We start from the raw sequence: 20,735 nt of genomic DNA on the forward strand, positions 1-20,735 counted from the left end.
TCAACACCACTTCTCACCTCATATCGTTAAGTCTTTTTCAATTTTTTCATATTCGCTTCAAGCTAGTAATTCAATGGGTGACATGAGAAAATGGATTAAATAGAAAAAGGGGGATCGGCATGGATATAAAAATTTCAGAAAAACAAATAAAAAATCTATGCGGAACCGTTTCTTTTAAAAAAGGACAAACTTTTTACCAAACAGGGAAAGTTAATTTCCTGCAAGATACAGATGTGTATGGAGAAGCGGTTGTAAACAGTACGGAACAATTCGTTGTCCGGGTAGAAAAAGAGGGAACAGGCCAATTTAAAACATCTTGCAGCTGTCCGACATTGGGTAATTTCAGTAAAAGCTGTCAACATGTTGCGGCAGTTCTTATCGCTATTTTTAATAACAATAAAAATAAAGCTCAATCGATACAAGTTGATGAAAACGCTGGAAATTTAATTTCTGAAAACAGCTTTCTTTCTATTTTTAAACAGGAGACAATACAAACAACAAGACAGCAAAGTCATTTTGAAAAACGGGAAATATTAGAAGTGCAGTTTTTATTAACGCCTGTTCAACTTTCAGAACAAGACCCGTTTTTTAGTATACAACTCCAGATCAATGGAGAACAGATTTTATCAATTCGCGAATTTTTATCACATATAAAAAATAAAAAGCCATATCGGATATCTCAAAATATCACCTATAATTTTGAACAGTTCTGCTTTGAGGAACAGCATGATGCCATTTTACAGCTCCTAATTAAAATTGTTGAAGATGATACACTTTATAGTGACACGCCTGTACAAAATCAGGAGCAGCATCTGCTGATCATTCCACCCTCATCTTGGTTTCTTCTAGCTACATTGATATCGAATACGGAAAATGTTTCGTTATTGTATCAAAATGAAAGCTATAGCGATGTAAAGCTACAAACACAACCTAAAGCTCTTCGTTTTTTCATTGAAGCAAAGGGAAAAGATTATCAGGTTTATATAGAAGGAATTAAACGAGTTTTCTTGCTTCCTAATTATCGGGTAGTGCTATTTGATGGAGAAATGACGCAAATGAGTGACGATAGTATGAAGCAGCTTTTCGAGTTAAGGCAGATGCTTCAGCAACAAACCTTATTAACGATTGAGCATTCACACTGGGATTACTTCCGGGAACAGGTGATACCTAAATTGAAAAAAATAGGTATTGTTGAAATGGCTCCAGAGCTTTCAGCAAAACAGATGGAAACGCCATTAGTCGCAAACATTTATTTAGACCGTGTGAAAAACCGCTTCCTTGCAGGGGTGGAATTTCAATACGGGCAATTTGTCATTCAACCATTGGATGATCAGCTTTCTGACGAAGTGTTCATCTTCCGTGATATCGAAAAGGAAGCGGCGGTTTTAGCGTTGATGGATGGAAGCGGTTTTACGAAAACGGATGGCGGCTACTATATGCAAAATGAAGAGCTTGAATACGAGTTTTTATATCACCAGCTTCCGAAGCTCACAAAACTGGCTAACATTTATGCCACAAATTCTGTCAAACTGCGGATAGCGAAAGAAAATAACTTTCCGAAAATCCGGGTGAACGTTCAAAAGGAACGGACAAATTGGCTTGAATTTAAATTTGAAATGGATGGGGTTACGAATAAGCAAATTAAAGAAATTTTAGCGGCCATCAAAGTGAAGCAAAAATATTATCGTTTGCAAGATGGGGCATTGCTTTCGCTGGAGACTAAGGAAATTGAAGAAATTCAGCGCTTTCTTAGAGCAATTCCGGCTCAGGATGATGAATATGAATTAACGTTTAATATGCCAATATTGGATAGTCTACCTTTTTTGGAGCAGTTTGAACAAAGTGAAATATTTGAAGCGGAAGAATCGTTTAAACAGTTTACAGGGCAGTTATTACATCCTGAAACATTGACATTTGAAGTTCCGGAAAGCCTGGAACCGATTCTTCGGGATTACCAGAAACATGGTTTTAACTGGTTGAAATTGCTTTCGAATTATGGATTCGGTGGTGTGCTTGCAGATGATATGGGACTTGGTAAAACAGTACAAAGTATTGCTTTTATCGTATCTGAATTGCCGATCATCCGTGCAAATAAACAGCCGGTTCTGATCGTCTGTCCATCGTCGCTTTCATACAATTGGCTGTATGAGTTCATGCAATTTGCCCCTGAAGTCGAAGCAATTGTCATTGATGGGGAAGTATCCGAGCGGCGTCATTTGCTTCGTACAATGGAAGAACATGATGTTATCATTACGACCTATCCGTTATTACGTAAAGATAGTGCATTTTATGAACGGCAGCATTTCCATACGGTATTTTTTGATGAAGCGCAGGCATTTAAAAATCCGGTTACACAGACGGCTAGAACAGTAAAAAGAATTAGTGCGACAAATCGCTTTGGTTTAACAGGAACACCGATTGAAAACTCATTATCGGAATTATGGTCGATATACCGTGTCATCTTTCCGCAGCTGTTCCGCGAGCTAGAGGAGTTCCGCCATATGCAGCGGAAAGATATTGCACGCAGAGTACGGCCGTTTCTCCTTCGCCGAATGAAAGAACATGTACTGGGTGAATTGCCTCAAAAAGAGGAAATGATTGAAAAAGCCGAACTGTTACCGGAGCAAAAAGCGTTATATGCAGCCTATTTGGCGAAACTGCGTGTCGATACAATGAAGCATCTGGATAAAGAAACATTCCATAAAAACCGGATTCGTATTTTGGCCGGAATTACGAGACTGCGTCAAATCTGCTGTCATCCGGCACTGTTTGTCGAAGGGTATAAAGGGAGTTCCGCCAAGTTTGAACAGCTGTTCCGACTATTGGAACAATCGAAGGTATCTGGCCGCCGGGTATTAATATTTTCACAGTTTACGCAAATGCTGAAAATGATTGCGACAGAACTTTCCAAGCGCGGGGAACAATATTTTTATCTTGATGGACAAACCCCTTCAGAAGAGCGTATTGCGCTATGCAACTCTTTTAATGATGGCGAGCGTGATATGTTTTTGATTTCTTTGAAAGCAGGCGGCACAGGACTGAATTTAACAGGGGCAGATACCGTCATTTTATATGATTTATGGTGGAATCCGGCAGTAGAGGAACAAGCGGCCGACCGTGCCCATCGTATGGGGCAAAAGGAAGTTGTACAAGTGATTAAACTCATTGCAAATGGTACAATCGAGGAAAAAATGAGTGAACTTCAGCAGAAGAAGAAAATGCTTATTTCGGATATATTGGACGGCGATGAATCGTCGAAGGGAACGTTAACCGAACAGGATATCCGGGAAATTTTAATGATTTAAAAAAGGTTATGAGGACCATTTTGTGCTCCTCATAACCTTTTTTTATTTAACGGGTGTTCGCACAATTAAAACATCGCATGTTGCATGCCGAACGATTGCTTCCGCAGTGGATCCCATGAACATCTGCTCGACCGCATTCGAGCCGGTTGCACCACAAATGATAATATCTGCGGGTGCATGCTCTGAAAGCTTTCTTGCTAAAATTGTTTTGGGCGTGCCTTTTGTTAAAATCTTATTGATGGCAGGAATGCCTGCTTCTTTTGCTTCCAATTCATAGCGGTCCAGTAAAACTTCGCCATGTTTGCGAACCAATTCAACCATATTATCATAAAGCATATCAAAAGATGTGGAGAAGCTCGTATCGATTACATGGATAATATGTAAAGTCGAGCCGATATTTCGTTTTGCTATATCAATCGATTTTTTAAAAGCGAGTTCGCTTATTTCTGAACCATCTACTGCAACAACAATATTTTGATAATGATTTGCCATATGAAATTCCCCCTTCATCTATTGAATAAAGTATATCAAATATATGAATCTCGGTATAATGATGACGCCGAGAACATGAGATGAGGAATTCTACTACAATCAACCATTTATTTAATAGGTAGGATTTTCAGGATTTTTTGAATACGATATGCAAAGAATCCTGCGAAAATTGAAAGAATAATATCTTTTGGCATTGGCGGAATCATCCAAAGCCATGCCATTTTAAACGTAAAACCTTCTGGAGCGGATGCCCATAATGTATAGGCAAAATACATCCATGTTGTTCCTATAATATAGTTAACCGCCATTGCTATAAGTGCACCAATAATATAGGCAAGTCGTGTTTGAAACTTTTCGGCAATTTTACCGGCAATATATGCACTTATAATAAATGTTACGATGAAGCCGAAAGTCGGAAGTAGTATCGCCGAAAATCCGCCTGTGAATTTAGAGAACACCGGTGCCCCTGCAAGACCGATAAACATATAAACTGCACAAGCGATGGCTCCTTTTTTTGATCCAAGCACTAAACCTGCTAGTATGGCAAAAAATGCCTGTAATGTTATCGGTACACCACCGACCGTTAGAAAAGGTACAAATGATGTAATATTTGCCCCGATCATAATAAGTGTTGCAAAAAGTGCACTGTAAATTAAATCGATTGTTTTAAAGCTTTGTGTTTTGTGAACAGTCTCCATACATTACTCCCCTTGTTGTTAACTTCTATATTATTTTGGTTAACATAAATATAAATTGAGTTTTGTTTTGTGTCAACTTTTATTTTTAATAGGTTAACATACTAACCGGGCGTAATTTTGGTTAACTTTTATAAAAAAGTTTATAATAAATGCATCTTTGAAAGGAATGAGGCGAAAACAATGACAGATAAAAAGCAGAATTTTGGTTTTCGTTTTAATAACAGTTACTTGGAGTTGCCGCAAACTTTTTATTCCCATGTAACAGCTAATGAAGTGACATCACCTTCAATCGTCATCTTCAATCGTACATTAGCTGAGCAGCTCGGGTTAGATGCTCGGGAATTAAAAGAGCATGGTGCCGCTATTTTGGCAGGACAAGAAATGCCTGTTGGCGCAGCGCAAATTGCACAGGCCTATGCAGGACATCAATTCGGGCATTTTAATATGTTAGGTGATGGAAGAGCGTTATTAATCGGAGAACATCTCACGGAAAATGGGAAACGATTTGATCTTCAGTTGAAAGGATCGGGTCTTACACCGTATTCTCGTGGAGGCGATGGACGTGCTGCGCTTGGTCCAATGTTACGCGAATTTATCATCAGTGAGGCAATGCATGCACTTTCAATACCAACAACACGTAGTTTAGCTGTTATGGCAACTGGCGATATCATCTATCGTGAAACAGCTTTGGAAGGCGCTGTTCTAACACGGGTTGCTGCAAGTCACTTACGTGTCGGGACGTTTCAGTATGCGGCTGCATTTGGAGAGGCGGACGACTTAAAAGCTTTGGCTGATTATGCAATTGAGCGCCATTATCCTGAGCTGATGCAATCAGAAAACCGCTATCTTGCCCTGCTCGAAGCGGTAATTGATAGACAAGCTTCCCTTATTGCGAAGTGGCAGAGTGTCGGCTTTATTCATGGTGTAATGAATACTGATAATATGACAATCAGCGGTGAAACAATTGATTACGGGCCATGTGCGTTTATGGATACGTATGACGTGGAAACTGTATTCAGTTCGATTGATCGTCAAGGGCGTTATGCCTACCGCAATCAGCCGCCGATCGCATCATGGAACTTAACGCGTTTCGCTGAAAGTCTGCTCCCGCTGCTTCATGAAAACGAAGAGGAAGCAGTTCAACTTGCACAAACGATTCTAGGTAAATTCCCTTCTATTTATGAAGCTTATTATTATAGTGAAATGCGGGAAAAATTAGGTCTACTTTCGATTGATGATCAGGATGAGAAGCTGATAGATGTTCTGCTGAATTTAATGGAAGAACATGAAGCAGACTATACAAACACTTTTCGTACATTGTCGGAAGGTAAGCGACCGGATAATGTTTTGTTCCAGTCAGACGCCTTTAAACAGTGGGAAAAAACATGGTTTGAACGGATTGAACAACAAGACACGACGATTGATGAAACAATGCAGGTAATGCAGTCCGTTAATCCGGCCTTTATTCCAAGAAATCATTTTGTGGAACAGGCAATCGATCAGTTTGCAGAAGGCGACCCTTCAATGTTTGCTGAAATGCTCCAAGTACTGACAAGCCCGTTTACTGTGTCGGAGCAGTACAAAAAATATACTCAGCCACCGACAGACGAAGAACCACCGTTTGTAAGTTATTGTGGAACTTAAAAAACGAGCACGGTACAACAAAAAGTTGTTGCCGTGCTCGTTTTACTAACTATAGAAAAGTTTTATGATTTCAGTTCAATGTGGTTTCTAACAATTGGAACGACTTCGTTGGCAAATAAGTTCATACTGTTTTTTACAAGTTCAAATGGTTGACCGCCAATATCCGGCTGCGCCAAAAACCGGCTATGCCCGAAGAATTCATATTGTTTAATAATTTTTTCCGCAACCTCTTCAGGACTTCCAACGAATAATGCCATGTTCGGTCCGGTAATTTCGATGAATTGTTCAAAAGATAACTGGAAGCTGAAACTGCCGCGTTGCTGATTTACATACTGCCAATAGTTTTTATAGTAAGGGTAAAATTGCTCCAGTGCCTGTTCCGTTGTCTCTGCAATGAAAAGGTGACCGGTAACTCCAACATTTAATTTTTCAGGATGATGCTGTCCGGATTTTCGGTAAAGATTCACCAGTGGCTGGAACCGATCAAGGGGACCGCCTAATATTGCAAGTGCCATTCCAACTCCGATACGTCCTGCTCGAACAGCACTTTCCGGTGTGCCGCCAACACCAACCCAAATAGGAATTTCCTGATTAAAGGGCCTAGGTGCTATTTCCGCATTATTTAAAGCTGGGCGGAATTGACCGCTCCATGTTACGCATTCCTGTGAATTTAATTGTTGAAGTAACAGTAAGTTTTCCTCAAATAATGCGTCATAATCATTTGTTGAATACCCGAAAAGCGGGAAAGATTCGATGAATGCACCACGACCTGCTAAAATTTCGGCTCGTCCGTTGCTTAGTAAATCAAGCGTTGCAAAATCTTCAAAAAGCCGAACAGGATCCACCGTACTTAAAACGGTTGTTGTGCTCGTCAGTTTAATATGTTTTGTCCGTTGAGAAATCGCAGATAAAACAACAGGCGGAGCAGATACGACATAGTCAAGACGGTGATGCTCGCCGACACCGAACACATCCAGCCCTAAATTTTCAGTTAAGTCCGCCATCTGTAAAATTTCCTCTAATCGTTGCGAAGGAGAAGGGGCTTTTCCTGTTAAAGGATCAGTGCCAATATCAGCGAGGGTATAGATGCCGAATTCAAATTTCTTCATTTTTAATAGACTCCTTTAGTAAGTTACTAAAAGTAAGTTTATCATATACTCTTTGATATCTATATTAATAAGCTTTGTGCAACATATCATTCAAAATAGTTGAAGTATATTTAAATACTTCTAGTGGGGGAACTCGTGAAAACAGAAAAAAACATCCATTTCCTCACGGAGAAAATGGATGTTTTTGTTACCATGGATTGTTAATTAAGATAGACGGTTACGGTAGTCTTCGTATTGGAAAGTACGAATAACTTTTACACCATCTTGTTCATTGTAAGTGCAAATACTTGGTAAATTTACACCGTTGAACATATGCGTTTTTACCATTGTATAATGGGCCATATCCGTAAAGACGAGTTTGTCGCCTGCTTGTAGCGGCTCATCGAAAGAATAGTCTCCGATAATGTCGCCTGCTAAGCAAGTCATCCCACCTAAACGATATGTGTAGGCTTTTTCGTTTGGCTGACCCGAACCGATAATATGTGCGCGATAAGGCATTTCAAGTGTATCCGGCATATGGCAAGTAGCTGAAGAGTCGACAATCGCAAGCTCCATACCGTTTTGTACGATATCAAGCACAGTCGCCACTAAATATCCTGTATTAAGCGCAATTGCTTCACCTGGCTCTAAAATCACTTTTACGCCATATGTTTCCTGAATGCGGTTGATTAAGCTGACTAATAGCTCGACATCATAACCTGGCTTCGTAATATGGTGTCCGCCGCCAAAGTTGATCCACTTCATTTGATGCAAGTATTCGCCATATTTTTCTTCAAAGTGCACTAAAATACGCTCCAAAACCTCTGCACCTTGCTCACACATTGCATGGAAGTGAATGCCTTCAACACCGTCAAGTTCATCCGGACGGAATGACTCCACTGGAATACCTAAACGCGAGTTAATATAGCAAGGGTCATACAAAGGTGTTTCCACTTCTGAATATCCTGGATTTACACGTAAACCGATTGAAATATTTTTCTCGTGATTTAACACTTTGTCTTTGTATTTATTTAACTGATCAAATGAGTTAAATACAATATGGTCGACATATGTTAAATATTCATCGATTTCATGCTCTGCATAAGCAGGAGCATACGCGTGTACTTCCTTGCCGAATTCTTCAAAACCAAGACGTGCTTCAAATAGTGAAGAAGATGTAATCCCCGCTAAATAATTGCGCGCCATCGGAAATGTTGACCACATAGAAAACCCTTTAAGTGCAAGTAAAATATCACAATTCGTACGATCTTGTACGGATTTTAACAGTTTTAAATTGCGCTCAAGTAATCGCTCGTCCACTACGAAGGCAGGAGATGGTGCTTTTGACCAGTCAATGCCTGTTTCTTTTTCAAGAGCAGCTGCTATCACAGATTTTTTCGTGTTTTTAATTTCTGCCATTATGCTTTTTCTCCAGCAGAAGTGAATTCCAAGTCGATTAATTCAGGGTTTTCTGTTTCGTGCCATGGTAATCCCCATTTATTTAATGCATCCATGAATGGGTCCGGATTGAAGTCTTCTACATTCCATACACCTGGTTTTTGCCATTCGCCGTTCATTACAAGCATAGCGCCGATCATTGCCGGTACACCAGTTGTGTAAGAAATCGCCTGTGAGCCAACTTCTCTGTAGCATTCTTGGTGATCACATACATTGTATACATAGTAAGTTTTTTCTTTACCGTCTTTCATACCGCGAACGATACAGCCGATGTTTGTTTTACCTTTTGTAAGTGGACCTAATGTAGCTGGGTCTGGTAAAACAGCTTTTAAAAACTGGATCGGCTGAATCATTTGTCCTTGGAATTCGATTGGCTCGATTGAAGTCATACCTACATTTTCAAGAACGTTTAAATGTGTTAAGTATTTTTCGCCAAACGTCATCCAGAAGCGGATTTGTTTTAAACCTTTAATGTTTTTCGCTAAAGATTCCAGTTCTTCATGGTATAGAAGGTAGCAATCTTTTTCACCGATTTCCGGTAAGTTATAAACTGTTTTATATTCTAAAGGCTCCGTTTCAACCCACTCGCCATCTTTCCAGAAACGACCGTTCGCAGTAATTTCGCGAATGTTGATTTCAGGGTTGAAGTTTGTTGCGAATGGAAGTCCGTGGTCTCCACCGTTTGCATCAACAATATCGATGTAATGAATTTCATCGAAATGATGCTTTTGTGCATGCGCTGTGAATACGCCTGTTACACCTGGGTCAAAACCTGAACCTAGAAGCGCAGTAATACCTGCTTCTTCAAAACGCTCTTTATACGCCCATTGCCATTTATATTCGAATTTAGCAGTATCCAAAGGCTCGTAGTTCGCTGTATCTACATAGTGAGTCTTCGTTGCCAAACATGCATCCATAATAGTTAAGTCTTGATATGGTAAAGCTACATTGATCACCACATCTGGATTAAATCCATTGATTAGGTCAATTAGTTCCTCAGTGTTATCCGCATCCACCTGTGCTGTGTGAATAATCGTTTTTCCACCATCTAATTTTTCTTTTAAAGCATCACATTTTGATTTTGTTCGACTTGCGATCATAATCTCTTCGAATACTTCTGAGTTTTGTACACATTTATGTACGACAACGCTAGCTACACCGCCAGCTCCAATAATCAATGCTTTACCCAATTTCTTGTCACGCTCCAAATCTATAATTTTTTGGTTTCATTTTTGAAACAAGATTGATTATATAGAATAGTACGGTAGTTAGCAATTATGTTCTCATATTTTTTTTTGTAGAATTAAGAGAAAATAAAAACATAATCCATTATCATTTCTTTATAAAAAAGAAAAAACCCAGTGAGAAGTTATATCCACTGGGCAGGCATTTCTATTTAACTGTTTGTTTTTGTAAAAATGTATCACGATTCGTTACTGCATCAACGGCTTCGTAGATTGTACTTTCAAAGTGATTAACTTGAAGGGAAGTGACACCTTGAATTGTCGTTCCTCCAGGTGAACATACTTGATCGATTAATGCCCATGGGTAGAGAATCGGACTGTAATACCATTTGCGCACTGCCTAATACAGAGCTTGCCGCAATTTGAAGTGCCATATCTTTGGGCATCCCTTCACGAACTGCTGCACGGGCCAATGAGTCGATATAGAGGTAAGTAAAGGCAGGAGAAGCACAACCAATTGTTGTAAAGATTGAAAATAGGTTTTCAGGAAGCTCGACAATTGTTCCGACAGTAGCAAAAAGCTTCTCAACGATTGCTTTTTGACCTGCACTAGCTTGCTGAGTTGAATAACAACTTGTCGATGCCCCGATTGTTGCGTTAATATTCGGCATTACCCGGAAAATAGATGTTTCGCTTCCAAGTTCCTCATGTAAATATTCGAGTGATTTTCCGGCGGCGATAGAAATGACGATGTGTTTATCTGTTAGATGTTTTTTAATTGTAGGTAAAACATCTTCGAACATTTGAGGTTTTACAGCGATGACAATTACGTCAACTTGTTCCATTATCTGTTCAATTGAATCGGCTGCCTGAATGCTGTATTTATTTACAAGGTCTTCGGTTTTTTCACGACTCCGATTCATCCCGTATACATCGGCAGCATTAAATTGCTGGCTTGTAATCATGCCGTGAATAATCGCGCCAGCCATGTTTCCAAGTCCGATAAATCCAAATTTCATCTATAAATCCTTCTTTCAATTAATTTTTAATTATATCTATTACGTAAAATGTACATAGCGCTTAGTATACCGCACTGGTCGATCAATGCAAACAGAACGACTTTTTTCATATACACAATAACCTTCCTTTTGTTGCTATTAACAATAAATTAGGTTAATTACAATTAAGAACGGGAACATTGAGTAAAAAGGGTCACGATTTCAGTTTAAATGATGCATTCATATAATTATTGTTGGAATGAATAAACAACGTTAAAATAAATGCAATGGACGAAGAGTGCAACTGCATTACTTTGTCGCCGATGGAGTGATTAGATGAAAGAAAATAAAAAAAATAAAGATCATGGAAAAGTAATTTTGTTTCCGGGGATGATGGATCGTTTATTTAATGAAGCGAAATACTTGGCAGAAAATAACCGGTACAAAGAAGCAAATGAGCTGTTTGAGCAGGCTTTGTTATTAGGTGAGGGAGATGAAGTGTCACTTAGTATATTTGCTTACTCATTATATGAAGAAAAAAATTACGAACGAGCAAAACAAGTTTGTGAGGAACTGCTTGCGATAGGTCCGAACATGTACTTTGAAGTGATGGAACTGTACTTAACGATCTGCATGCAATTACGTCAATTTAAACAAGTTGAAAAAATCATTGAATCATTGTTTGACGAACAGTTAATCCCTGAATATGAAACGGAAAAATTTGAACGTTTAAAAAATTTGAATGCCCATATTGCGGAAAATCAGGAATCCCATTTTCAAGCATCAATTATTGAAGATAACGAACTTGAACAATTTACGGCAACAGAATTTTCTGTAATGTCAGCACAACAGCAAATGATGCTGATTCATGAACTTACGGAAAAGAATATCCGTCCCTATTCCGGTGAATTGAAAGCACTCATCGAAAAAGAAACAATCCAACCCTTTATAAAAAGCTTACTGCTCATCCTGCTTGTTGAACAGGAAATCAATATGACAGTCACTGTAACAAAACTTGGTCAGTCCAAAGAATTAAACCCGGTGAATGTTCCGTTGCCGACGAAGCTGCCTCAATATACGGAAATTACGGGAATTATAACGGAACAACTGGCACAGGAGCCGTCTACTTTAGAGTTTGCTTTGCACTTAATCGACAAACATGCAATCGTACTTTACCCGTTTGAATGGGCCGGATATTCCAGTGAAGAAGTTGCTGCAGGCTATACCGATTATGTGAAATTAATGTTCGGTGAAGAGAGAGAAATGAATGGTGGAATAGTAACTTTTTTACAAAACATAGAAAAAATGTCGGATTTGCAAGAGTAGTGAAAAAAGTTGAAACATTGAGCATCTATGTTATACTAAAATGGTTGTCAAACAATATATATGACGAGTTTGTTTATTCAAACGAATGTTAACTTTGGAGGTAATATATATGTCAGTAAAATGGGAAAAACAAGAAGGTAACGAAGGTTTATTAACGGTTACTGTAGAAGCTGCAGAAGTTGATAAAGCTTTAGACCAAGCTTTCAAAAAAGTAGTAAAACAAATTAACGTACCAGGTTTCCGTAAAGGAAAAATGCCTCGTAACGTATTTGAAAAAATGTACGGTGTAGAAGCTCTTTACCAAGATGCTCTAGAAATCGTTATCAATTCTTCATACCCAGTTGCTTTAGACGAAGCTGGTATTGAGCCAGTTGACTACCCAGAAATCGCGGGTACTGAGAATTTCGCTAAAGGTACTGACTTCACATACACTGCAACAGTAACTGTGAAACCAGAACCAAAATTAGGTGAATATAAAGGTTTAGAAGTAACAAAACAATCTGCTGAAGTAACAGACGAAGAAGTTCAATCTTTAATCGACGCTCAATTAGCTAAAAAAGCTGAATTAGAAATTAAAGAAGATGAAGCAATCGTTGAAGGCGACACAGCTGTAATCGATTTCGAAGGTTTTGTTGGTGAAGAAGCATTCGAAGGCGGTAAAGGTGAAGACTACGCATTAGAAATCGGTTCTGGTTCTTTCATTCCAGGTTTCGAAGAGCAATTAGTAGGTGCTAAAACTGGTGAAACGAAAGATGTAGTAGTTACTTTCCCAGAAGAATACCATGCTGCTGAATTAGCTGGCAAAGAAGCGAAATTCGTTGTAACAGTTAAAGAAGTTAAAACAAAAGTATTACCAGACTTAACGGATGAGTTTGCTAAAGAAATCGATCCAGAAGTTGAAACTGTAGAAGCATTACGCACTAAATTAAAAGAAACTACTTTAGCTAACAAAGAAGCAGATGTAGAAGCTTCTTTACGCGACGAGTTAGTTGAAAAAGCGGCTGCTAATGCAGAAGTTGAAATTCCACAAGGAATGATCAACACTGAAGTTGACCGCATGGTTCAAGAGTTCGGCCAACGTTTACAAATGCAAGGTATGAACTTAGATCTTTACTACCAATTCTCAGGTCAAAACGAAGAAGCATTACGCACTCAAATGGCTGAAGAAGCTGTAAACCGTGTACGTGTATCTTTAGTTTTAGAAGCAATTGGTCAAGCTGAAAACATTGAAGTATCTAAAGAAGATATCAATACAGAAGTAGAAAAAATGGCTGCTCAATTCGGTATGTCAAACGATCAAATTTTAACTGCTTTAGGTGGAACTCAAGTTCTTGAGAACGATATCCGCACTCAAAAAACAGTTGAATTCCTAGTTGAAAACGCTAAAATTTCTAACTAATTATTTGTTTTGAATAATCGATTTGAATTCAATCCTGTACTGATTCATGACCATGGTGAAGCATGAATCAGTGCCGACAAGTACCGGTTTACTCCTGGGCTACCGTCTAACATAAAGATAAAACTAGTACGGATTGAATAAAATGAGATTTTGACAAGGTACGGTATTCCCGTGCCTTGTTTTCTACCTTTGAATACATACATATAATAGTTGGTTCATTTGAATATTTAATGATAAAAAGTTACAATATAAAGTGAAACTTAAATCAGTGGGGGTTCTTTATCTCCCACTGATTGTTAGTTGAACCAATCGGGCTTTCACGGGTAGTTGATTTCCCGCCTTTCCTTTTCGCTGTACTTTAGTCGAAAGGCGGGAGTCTTACTACCCGTTAATGCGGGATAATTTCATTAACTATTGAACAGCCAGCAAAGTTTAATAGGACATAAAATAAGCTAGTAACAACGCGCAATCAATTTATTTGATAAAACAACTAGAATCTTGTAAGATTGTTGCTTGAATAGGGGTGAACCAAATTGTTTAAATTTAATGATGAAAAAGGCAATTTAAAATGCTCTTTTTGTGGTAAACCACAAGAACAAGTTCGTAAACTGGTTGCAGGACCAGGCGTATATATTTGTGATGAGTGTATCGAACTATGCTCGGAGATCGTAGTGGAAGAGTTAGGGATCGAAGAGGAAATCGAGTTCAATGAAATTCCAAAACCTAAAGAGATTTTAAATATTTTAGGTGAATATGTAATCGGACAAGAACGTGCAAAAAAAGCATTGGCAGTTGCTGTATATAATCACTATAAACGTATTAATTCGAATTCAAAAATTGACGATGTTGAATTGTCGAAATCGAATATCGTATTAATCGGACCAACTGGTAGCGGTAAAACTTTACTTGCTCAAACGTTGGCGCGTATTTTAAATGTACCATTCGCAATTGCTGACGCGACAAGCTTAACTGAAGCAGGTTATGTTGGTGAGGACGTTGAAAATATTCTTTTAAAGCTAATCCAGGCTGCAGATTATGATATAGAACGTGCAGAAAAGGGTATCATTTATATTGATGAGATTGACAAGGTTGCTCGTAAATCCGAAAATCCTTCAATTACACGTGACGTATCAGGCGAAGGTGTACAACAAGCATTACTGAAAATTTTAGAAGGTACAGTTGCAAGTGTTCCTCCACAAGGCGGACGTAAGCATCCACACCAGGAGTTCCTTCAAATCGATACATCGAATATCCTGTTTATCGTAGGTGGAGCATTTGATGGAATCGAAACAATTATTAAACGTCGTCAAGGCGAAAAAGTAATTGGCTTTGCTTCAACACAAAATAAAGGAATCGATGAAGATGCTTCAATCATGTCACAGTTAATTCCTGAAGACTTGTTGAAATTCGGTTTAATTCCTGAATTTATCGGACGTTTACCGGTATTGGCTACATTAGAGCAGTTAAATGTAGATGCATTAGTACAAATTTTAACTGAGCCTAAAAACGCTTTAGCAAAACAATACCAAAAAATGTTGGAGCTTGATGATGTTGAACTGGAGTTTGAAGACGATGCACTTGTCGAAATTGCTAAATTGGCAATTGAACGCAAAACTGGTGCCCGTGGTCTACGTTCAATCATTGAAGCGACAATGCTTGATGTAATGTTTGAATTGCCTTCACGTGAAGATATTAAAAAATGTATCATCACAGCTGAAACAATTCGTGACAAAGCAGATCCAAAGTTAATTTTGGATGATGGGTCTGAATTGAAAAAAGACGACAACAAAAAAACTTCAGCTTAATTATAAGCTGAATGGATTCCAACTATGTAGCTGACTTAGACTTCTCAAGCAAGTCCAAAGTCAGCTTTTTCTTACAAAAAGCATATACATAAGGTTTCGGATATTTAGCCGGATGTCTCAGGTTTTGAAGTGTTAAAAATGGTTTTCTCCAGTATTTTGAGTACCTGAACTCGGAAAAATCTGGACACAGTAACGCTTAGGCGTAATTGACAAGGAACTAACACATACTTATAATGCGGGTTTTTTTAAAGATTTGGATGGAGGTGAATACCCGCGTGACGAAAAAATTAACTAATATGCCAGTTTTACCGTTAAGAGGACTTCTTGTATACCCAACGATGGTTTTACATATTGATGTGGGTCGAGAACGTTCAATTGCTGCACTAGAACATGCGATGCTTGAAGATAGCACAATCTTTTTAGTAACCCAAAAAGATTTACGTGTTGATTCACCGGGAAAAGCAGATCTTTATAAAATGGGGACATTAGCGAAGGTAAAACAAATGCTGAAGCTTCCAAATGGAACATTACGTATTCTGGTTGAAGGTTTAAACCGTGCGGAAATGGTCAGCTATGAAGATTCCGGGAAATTTACAACTGCAGATTTGGAACTATTTGAAGATGAGCTGCACAAAGATGCGGAAACGGAAGCGTTAATGCGTACTGTGCTATCGTATTTTGAAAAATATGCAAAATCTTCAAACAAAATTACGACAGAAACAATCGAATTGGTGCTTGATATTGAAGAACCTGGTCGATTAGCAGATGTTATTGCTTCTCATTTGCCTTTCAAAATTAATGAAAAGCAAGAAGTGCTCGATATTACGAACATTAAAAAGCGTTTAGATCACTTAATGATTCGTTTGCATGACGAGCAGGAGATCTTAAATCTCGAGAAAAAAATCAGTACAAAAGTGAAACAAGCGATGGAGCGTACACAGAAAGAATATTATCTGCGTGAGCAAATGAAAGCAATCCAAACAGAACTTGGTGATCGCGAAGGAAAAACGGGTGAAATTGCCGAACTTCGCAAAAAAATCGATAGTGCCGGAATGCCGGAGTCAACACAAAAAGTAGCGTTAAAAGAACTTGACCGCTACGAAAAGTTACCTGCTGCAAGTGCAGAGAGTGGTGTCATCCGTAATTATCTGGAATGGCTTGTATCGATTCCTTGGACGGAAAAAACGGAAGACCGTATTGATATTGCCTATGCAGAAGAAATTTTAAATCGCGATCATGATGGCTTAGAAAAAGTGAAAGAGCGCGTTTTAGAATATTTATCAGTACGTCAATTAATGAATTCATTGCGCGGTCCGATTTTATGTTTGGCCGGACCTCCGGGCGTAGGTAAAACGAGTTTGGCGCGTTCCATTGCGGAAAGCCTTGACCGTAAATTTGTCCGTGTATCACTTGGCGGTGTGCGTGATGAATCTGAAATTCGTGGTCACCGTCGTACGTATGTCGGCGCAATGCCGGGACGTATCATTCAAGGGATGAAAAAAGCAGGCACGACAAATCCTGTATTCTTACTTGATGAAATCGATAAAATGTCAAATGACTTTCGAGGAGACCCATCTGCTGCAATGCTGGAAGTATTGGATCCCGAGCAAAATAATACATTCAGTGACCACTTTATTGAAGAACCGTACAATTTGCAAGATGTCCTATTTATTGCAACAGCAAATGATTTAAGTACAATTCCTGCACCATTATTGGATCGTATGGAAATCATTAATATTGCAGGTTATACAGAATTCGAAAAAGTAGAAATTACTAAGAACCATTTGATTCCGAAACAGATGAAGGAACATGGTTTGAAGAAGACGCAAATGGCAATGAAAGATGAAGCGATTACGGATTTAATTCGTTACTATACACGTGAAGCTGGTGTTCGTGGGTTGGAACGTCAAGTTGCGACTGTTTGCCGTAAAGCTGCGAAAAAAATCGTATCTGGTGAAAAGAAAAAAGTAACGGTCAACTCCAAAGTACTAGTGGATATGCTTGGGAAACACCGCTTCCGCTATGGTCAAGCTGAATTGGAAAACCAAGTGGGTGTCGCTACTGGACTTGCCTATACAACAGTCGGTGGTGATACATTACAAATCGAGGTTTCATTAACACCTGGTAAAGGTAAATTAATTTTAACAGGGAAGCTTGGCGATGTAATGAAGGAATCAGCACAAATTGCGCTTTCATTCGTCCGCACATTAACAAGTGATTTAGGAGTAGATGCTGATTATTTCGATCAGCACGATATTCATGTCCACGTTCCGGAAGGCGCTGTACCAAAAGATGGTCCATCAGCAGGTATTACGATGACGACTGCTATTGTGTCCGCAATAACTGGAAAAGCAATTAAACGCGAAATTGGAATGACTGGAGAAGTAACATTACGGGGTCGTGTACTGCCAATCGGCGGCTTAAAAGAGAAATCACTAAGTGCCCACCGTGCAGGATTAACGACGATTATCATTCCGCAAGACAATGAACGTGATATTGATGATATTCCTGAAACAATTCGTGAGCAACTCACATTTAAACTAGTTTCACAAGCGGAAGAAGTTCTTGCGCTCGCACTAGATGGAGGTTTTAATAAGTAATGAAAGTCCATAACGTAGAAATGATCGGCAGTTTTGTCCGACCAGAACAGTTCCCGGAAGACGGGCTACCTGAATTCGCTTTAGCGGGTCGTTCAAATGTCGGCAAATCTTCGTTTATCAATCGTATGATTGGCCGTAAAGCAATGGCACGTATTTCGTCAAAACCTGGTAAAACACAACAACTGAACTTCTATAAAATTGAAGAACAGCTTTATTATGTTGACGTACCAGGATACGGCTATGCAAAAGTTTCAAAATCAGAACGTGCAGCATGGGGAAGAATGATTGAGCAGTACTTTATGGGTCGTGAGCAGTTAAGAGCGGTTGTCTTAATTGTTGATATTCGCCATAACCCGACTTCAGATGACTGCATGATGTATGATTTTTTAAAGCATTATAATATCCCGGTAATAGTTGTCGCAACTAAGGCAGATAAAATTCCGAAGGGAAAATGGGATAAGCATAAAAAGATTGTCCGGGAAACACTACAAATGGAAAAGCAAGATCCATTAATCGTGTTTTCTTCTGAAAAAGGTCTTGGTCTAGAACAGGCTTGGGCAGAAATTGAATCACGCATGTAAACAATGCAACCTCGAAATTCTTTCGGGGTTGTTTTTTATTTTGGCCAATTTACTCTCGGAAATTATAATAATTACTTGATATTCATAGTATTTAGCCGATAAAGGTAAATAGGAGGTGTACATTTGGATATTGCTGCATTAGCGATGTCGGTGAAACATAACGAATTGATGCAAAATGTTTCATTGACCATGACGAAAAAAGCGATGGATTTTCAGCAAGATAATGCGAAACAAATAGTCGAAGTAATCAATGCATCACACCCCATATTAGGTAAAACAATCGATATTTACGTATAAATAATTTCGACAATCAATGCCAATAGTCGGCAATTTTGTTACACTAAAATAGGCCCTGTAACAATATTTGGTATTAACTACAAATATTCCGGGCGTTTACTATGGATTGAAAAAGTTACTGAAAGAAGGAGGCAGGAAAATTGCTTAAAAAATTCATTACCGTATTGATAGCAATTACAATTGCTTTAGCGATCTTACCAATAGTGCAAAAAGCTGAAGCAGCATCGAATACATATACATTTATGAAAGCGAATTATAATGAAACCGAAGATAAGAAGGGAAATGTCACACGAACATTAAAAAGTGTCACATTAAAAAATAGTGCAGGCAAAACTGCAACATTTAACCTTGCCAATACTAGTAAATACTATATTAATAGTACGCTGACAACGATTGATGGATTTAAAGCAGGCATGAGTGTCACGATAAAAGTAAACTTGGGCAAAATTACGGAAATGCGTGGCTCTACAAATGTAGAAGGCGGTTCAATCGTCGAAAACAGCAAACAAGTAACCGGTGTTGTCACACAAATTGATCCGAACGGTTTGCAGTTACGTGTAAAAATCGACGGTTCCTCAACTAAAAATTATTCAGTGACAAACAATACGGAAGTTTTCAAAGGAAACTCATCTGTAGATTTAAGCACACTTTATGTAGGAGACCGTGTCCGTCTAAAATTTGCAACAGCCAATACTTCCCGTATAGCTGAAATTACAATTATGAGCACAGCCAATATGGTAGCGGAATTATATAAAGCAGATTTAAATACAGTTAATACAAACAAAAATACGCTAAATGTTAAAAATGCGCATCCTTTACTAAACTGGCGCTTTGGAACAGTAAAAACGAAAACACAAGCAACATTTAATTTTACGAACAGTACAAGCATTTACGTAGGAAATAAAAAAATCTCAAAAAGCCAATTAAAAAAATATAATAATAGCGAGCTATATTTTGTAACAAAAACTCAGTTCAGCAAAGAAGTAATTGATAAAATTATCGTATTAGCTAAAAATGAGCGTACATTCTATCAACCTATTACAAGTGTCAATCTTGGTGTGAACACACTGCAACTTAAAAATTCATTAAAATTAAATTATCATAACGGTTCGATTTTGATTCGCAATGGCCGTTTAGTAGAACCTGAAGGACTTATAGCCCTTGATTTAGCGCAAAATCCAATATCGACAACGGCATTTGTATTAACAGATGGGGCGATTAAGAGTGATTATGCCCATATCGTCAATATAACAAATGATGGTTATTTAGCACCGAATCTATCAAAATACAAACTATACTTTGGTCGAATTAATGTGGCGGATCTAGATGCATATGAAGTGGAGTTATCTGACTTACAACGTTTCGATAATCATTTCTGGAATACGGATAATTCCATTGCATCATTTGCTTACAGTAATTCAACAATCGCTTCAGAACTAGATGGAACAAAGCAATTCAAAGTCATCCCGGAACTGGATCTCGATTTGTATGATAATTACACAAATTCACCAAATCCATATTACGGATACTTCTTTGTAAATGATGGTCATATTGAGGGCATTCATTTTGTGCCAAATGAAAAATTGGCTACGTTAACATTAACTGGCCGTGTAAGTTCGATTAATTTCAATACGAAAAAGATCTCGGTTGTTAACAGCAGCCAGTGGAACAAAGACGGTCACTGGAGTTACCGATTCGGTTCACTTTCGCTCGATCTATCAAAAGCAATGGTTATTAAAGATGGGGAAGTAATCGACATATCTGAAATTAAAAAAGCAGATCATGTTACAGCGATTGCACGTTCAACATCGGAAGTATATGTATTATTAGTAAACTAATTAAAAAGGCATGCGGGACCGG

The 20,735-nt window shown here is 38.4% G+C and carries 16 protein-coding genes; 9 read left to right on the forward strand and 7 right to left on the reverse strand.

Annotated elements, in window-relative coordinates:
• The first annotated feature begins 119 nt into the window (after nucleotides 1-119).
• Nucleotides 120-3,305, forward strand: coding sequence for a DEAD/DEAH box helicase (locus CBM15_RS04545; RefSeq protein ID WP_087615894.1), 3,186 nt, complete (start codon nucleotides 120-122; stop codon nucleotides 3,303-3,305).
• 42 nt (nucleotides 3,306-3,347) lie between these two features.
• Here the strand turns inward: CBM15_RS04545 and CBM15_RS04550 are convergent, their stop codons facing one another.
• A complete protein-coding gene (locus CBM15_RS04550) occupies nucleotides 3,348-3,797 on the reverse strand; it encodes a universal stress protein (RefSeq protein ID WP_087615895.1) in 450 nt (149 codons plus the stop codon).
• Between the two features lie 107 nt (nucleotides 3,798-3,904).
• On the reverse strand, nucleotides 3,905-4,495 hold the full coding sequence (locus tag CBM15_RS04555) for a biotin transporter BioY (RefSeq protein WP_008405151.1): 591 nt from the start codon (nucleotides 4,493-4,495) through the stop codon (nucleotides 3,905-3,907).
• 180 nt (nucleotides 4,496-4,675) lie between these two features.
• Here CBM15_RS04555 and CBM15_RS04560 point away from each other — a divergent pair, with 180 nt between their 5' ends.
• Entirely contained in the window at nucleotides 4,676-6,139 is a 1,464-nt protein-coding gene (locus tag CBM15_RS04560) for a protein adenylyltransferase SelO (RefSeq protein WP_087615897.1), read from the forward strand.
• 62 nt (nucleotides 6,140-6,201) lie between these two features.
• Here CBM15_RS04560 and CBM15_RS04565 read toward each other — a convergent pair whose 3' ends face one another.
• From CBM15_RS04565 to proC, 5 genes are all read right to left on the reverse strand, one after another.
• Nucleotides 6,202-7,248, reverse strand: coding sequence for an LLM class flavin-dependent oxidoreductase (locus CBM15_RS04565; protein ID WP_087615899.1), 1,047 nt, complete (start codon nucleotides 7,246-7,248; stop codon nucleotides 6,202-6,204).
• Between the two features lie 204 nt (nucleotides 7,249-7,452).
• Nucleotides 7,453-8,646, reverse strand: coding sequence for a carboxynorspermidine decarboxylase (gene nspC / locus CBM15_RS04570; RefSeq protein WP_087615901.1), 1,194 nt, complete (start codon nucleotides 8,644-8,646; stop codon nucleotides 7,453-7,455).
• Nucleotides 8,646-9,875, reverse strand: a complete 1,230-nt coding sequence (locus CBM15_RS04575) for a saccharopine dehydrogenase family protein (protein WP_008405160.1) — start codon at nucleotides 9,873-9,875, stop codon at nucleotides 8,646-8,648. Before CBM15_RS04575 ends, nspC begins: the two co-directional genes overlap by 1 nt.
• Before the next feature lie 202 nt (nucleotides 9,876-10,077).
• Nucleotides 10,078-10,221: a pyrroline-5-carboxylate reductase dimerization domain-containing protein gene (locus CBM15_RS19595; protein ID WP_275656652.1), complete on the reverse strand. Its 144-nt coding sequence runs from the start codon at nucleotides 10,219-10,221 to the stop codon at nucleotides 10,078-10,080.
• The gene (gene proC, locus CBM15_RS04580; protein WP_275656651.1) at nucleotides 10,160-10,888 is read right to left on the reverse strand and encodes a pyrroline-5-carboxylate reductase; all 729 of its coding nucleotides are present in this window, start codon (nucleotides 10,886-10,888) and stop codon (nucleotides 10,160-10,162) included. Before proC ends, CBM15_RS19595 begins: the two co-directional genes overlap by 62 nt.
• A gap of 315 nt (nucleotides 10,889-11,203) precedes the next feature.
• Here proC and CBM15_RS04585 point away from each other — a divergent pair, with 315 nt between their 5' ends.
• The 7 genes from CBM15_RS04585 to CBM15_RS04620 all read left to right on the forward strand — a co-directional run bounded on the left by CBM15_RS04585 (nucleotide 11,204) and on the right by CBM15_RS04620 (nucleotide 20,713).
• Complete coding sequence (locus tag CBM15_RS04585; protein ID WP_087615903.1) at nucleotides 11,204-12,193, forward strand: DUF3196 family protein; 990 nt, start codon at nucleotides 11,204-11,206, stop codon at nucleotides 12,191-12,193.
• Nucleotides 12,194-12,302: 109 nt separating this feature from the next.
• The gene (gene tig, locus CBM15_RS04590) at nucleotides 12,303-13,592 is read left to right on the forward strand and encodes a trigger factor (protein ID WP_087615905.1); all 1,290 of its coding nucleotides are present in this window, start codon (nucleotides 12,303-12,305) and stop codon (nucleotides 13,590-13,592) included.
• A gap of 533 nt (nucleotides 13,593-14,125) precedes the next feature.
• A complete protein-coding gene (gene clpX, locus CBM15_RS04600; RefSeq protein WP_008405169.1) occupies nucleotides 14,126-15,397 on the forward strand; it encodes an ATP-dependent protease ATP-binding subunit ClpX in 1,272 nt (423 codons plus the stop codon).
• A gap of 257 nt (nucleotides 15,398-15,654) precedes the next feature.
• Nucleotides 15,655-17,997: an endopeptidase La gene (lon, locus tag CBM15_RS04605; RefSeq protein WP_169797430.1), complete on the forward strand. Its 2,343-nt coding sequence runs from the start codon at nucleotides 15,655-15,657 to the stop codon at nucleotides 17,995-17,997.
• Nucleotides 17,997-18,578 (forward strand): ribosome biogenesis GTP-binding protein YihA/YsxC, encoded by a 582-nt coding sequence (gene yihA, locus CBM15_RS04610; protein WP_008405173.1) that lies wholly within the window; start codon nucleotides 17,997-17,999, stop codon nucleotides 18,576-18,578. Before lon ends, yihA begins: the two co-directional genes overlap by 1 nt.
• 123 nt (nucleotides 18,579-18,701) lie before the next feature.
• The gene (locus CBM15_RS04615; protein WP_014823250.1) at nucleotides 18,702-18,875 is read left to right on the forward strand and encodes a YjfB family protein; all 174 of its coding nucleotides are present in this window, start codon (nucleotides 18,702-18,704) and stop codon (nucleotides 18,873-18,875) included.
• A 140-nt stretch (nucleotides 18,876-19,015) separates the two neighbouring features.
• A complete protein-coding gene (locus CBM15_RS04620; RefSeq protein WP_008405177.1) occupies nucleotides 19,016-20,713 on the forward strand; it encodes a hypothetical protein in 1,698 nt (565 codons plus the stop codon).
• The last annotated feature ends 22 nt before the right edge of the window (nucleotides 20,714-20,735 follow it).

It is taken from the genome of Solibacillus kalamii, assembly GCF_002174535.1.
Lineage (GTDB): Bacteria > Bacillota > Bacilli > Bacillales_A > Planococcaceae > Solibacillus > Solibacillus silvestris.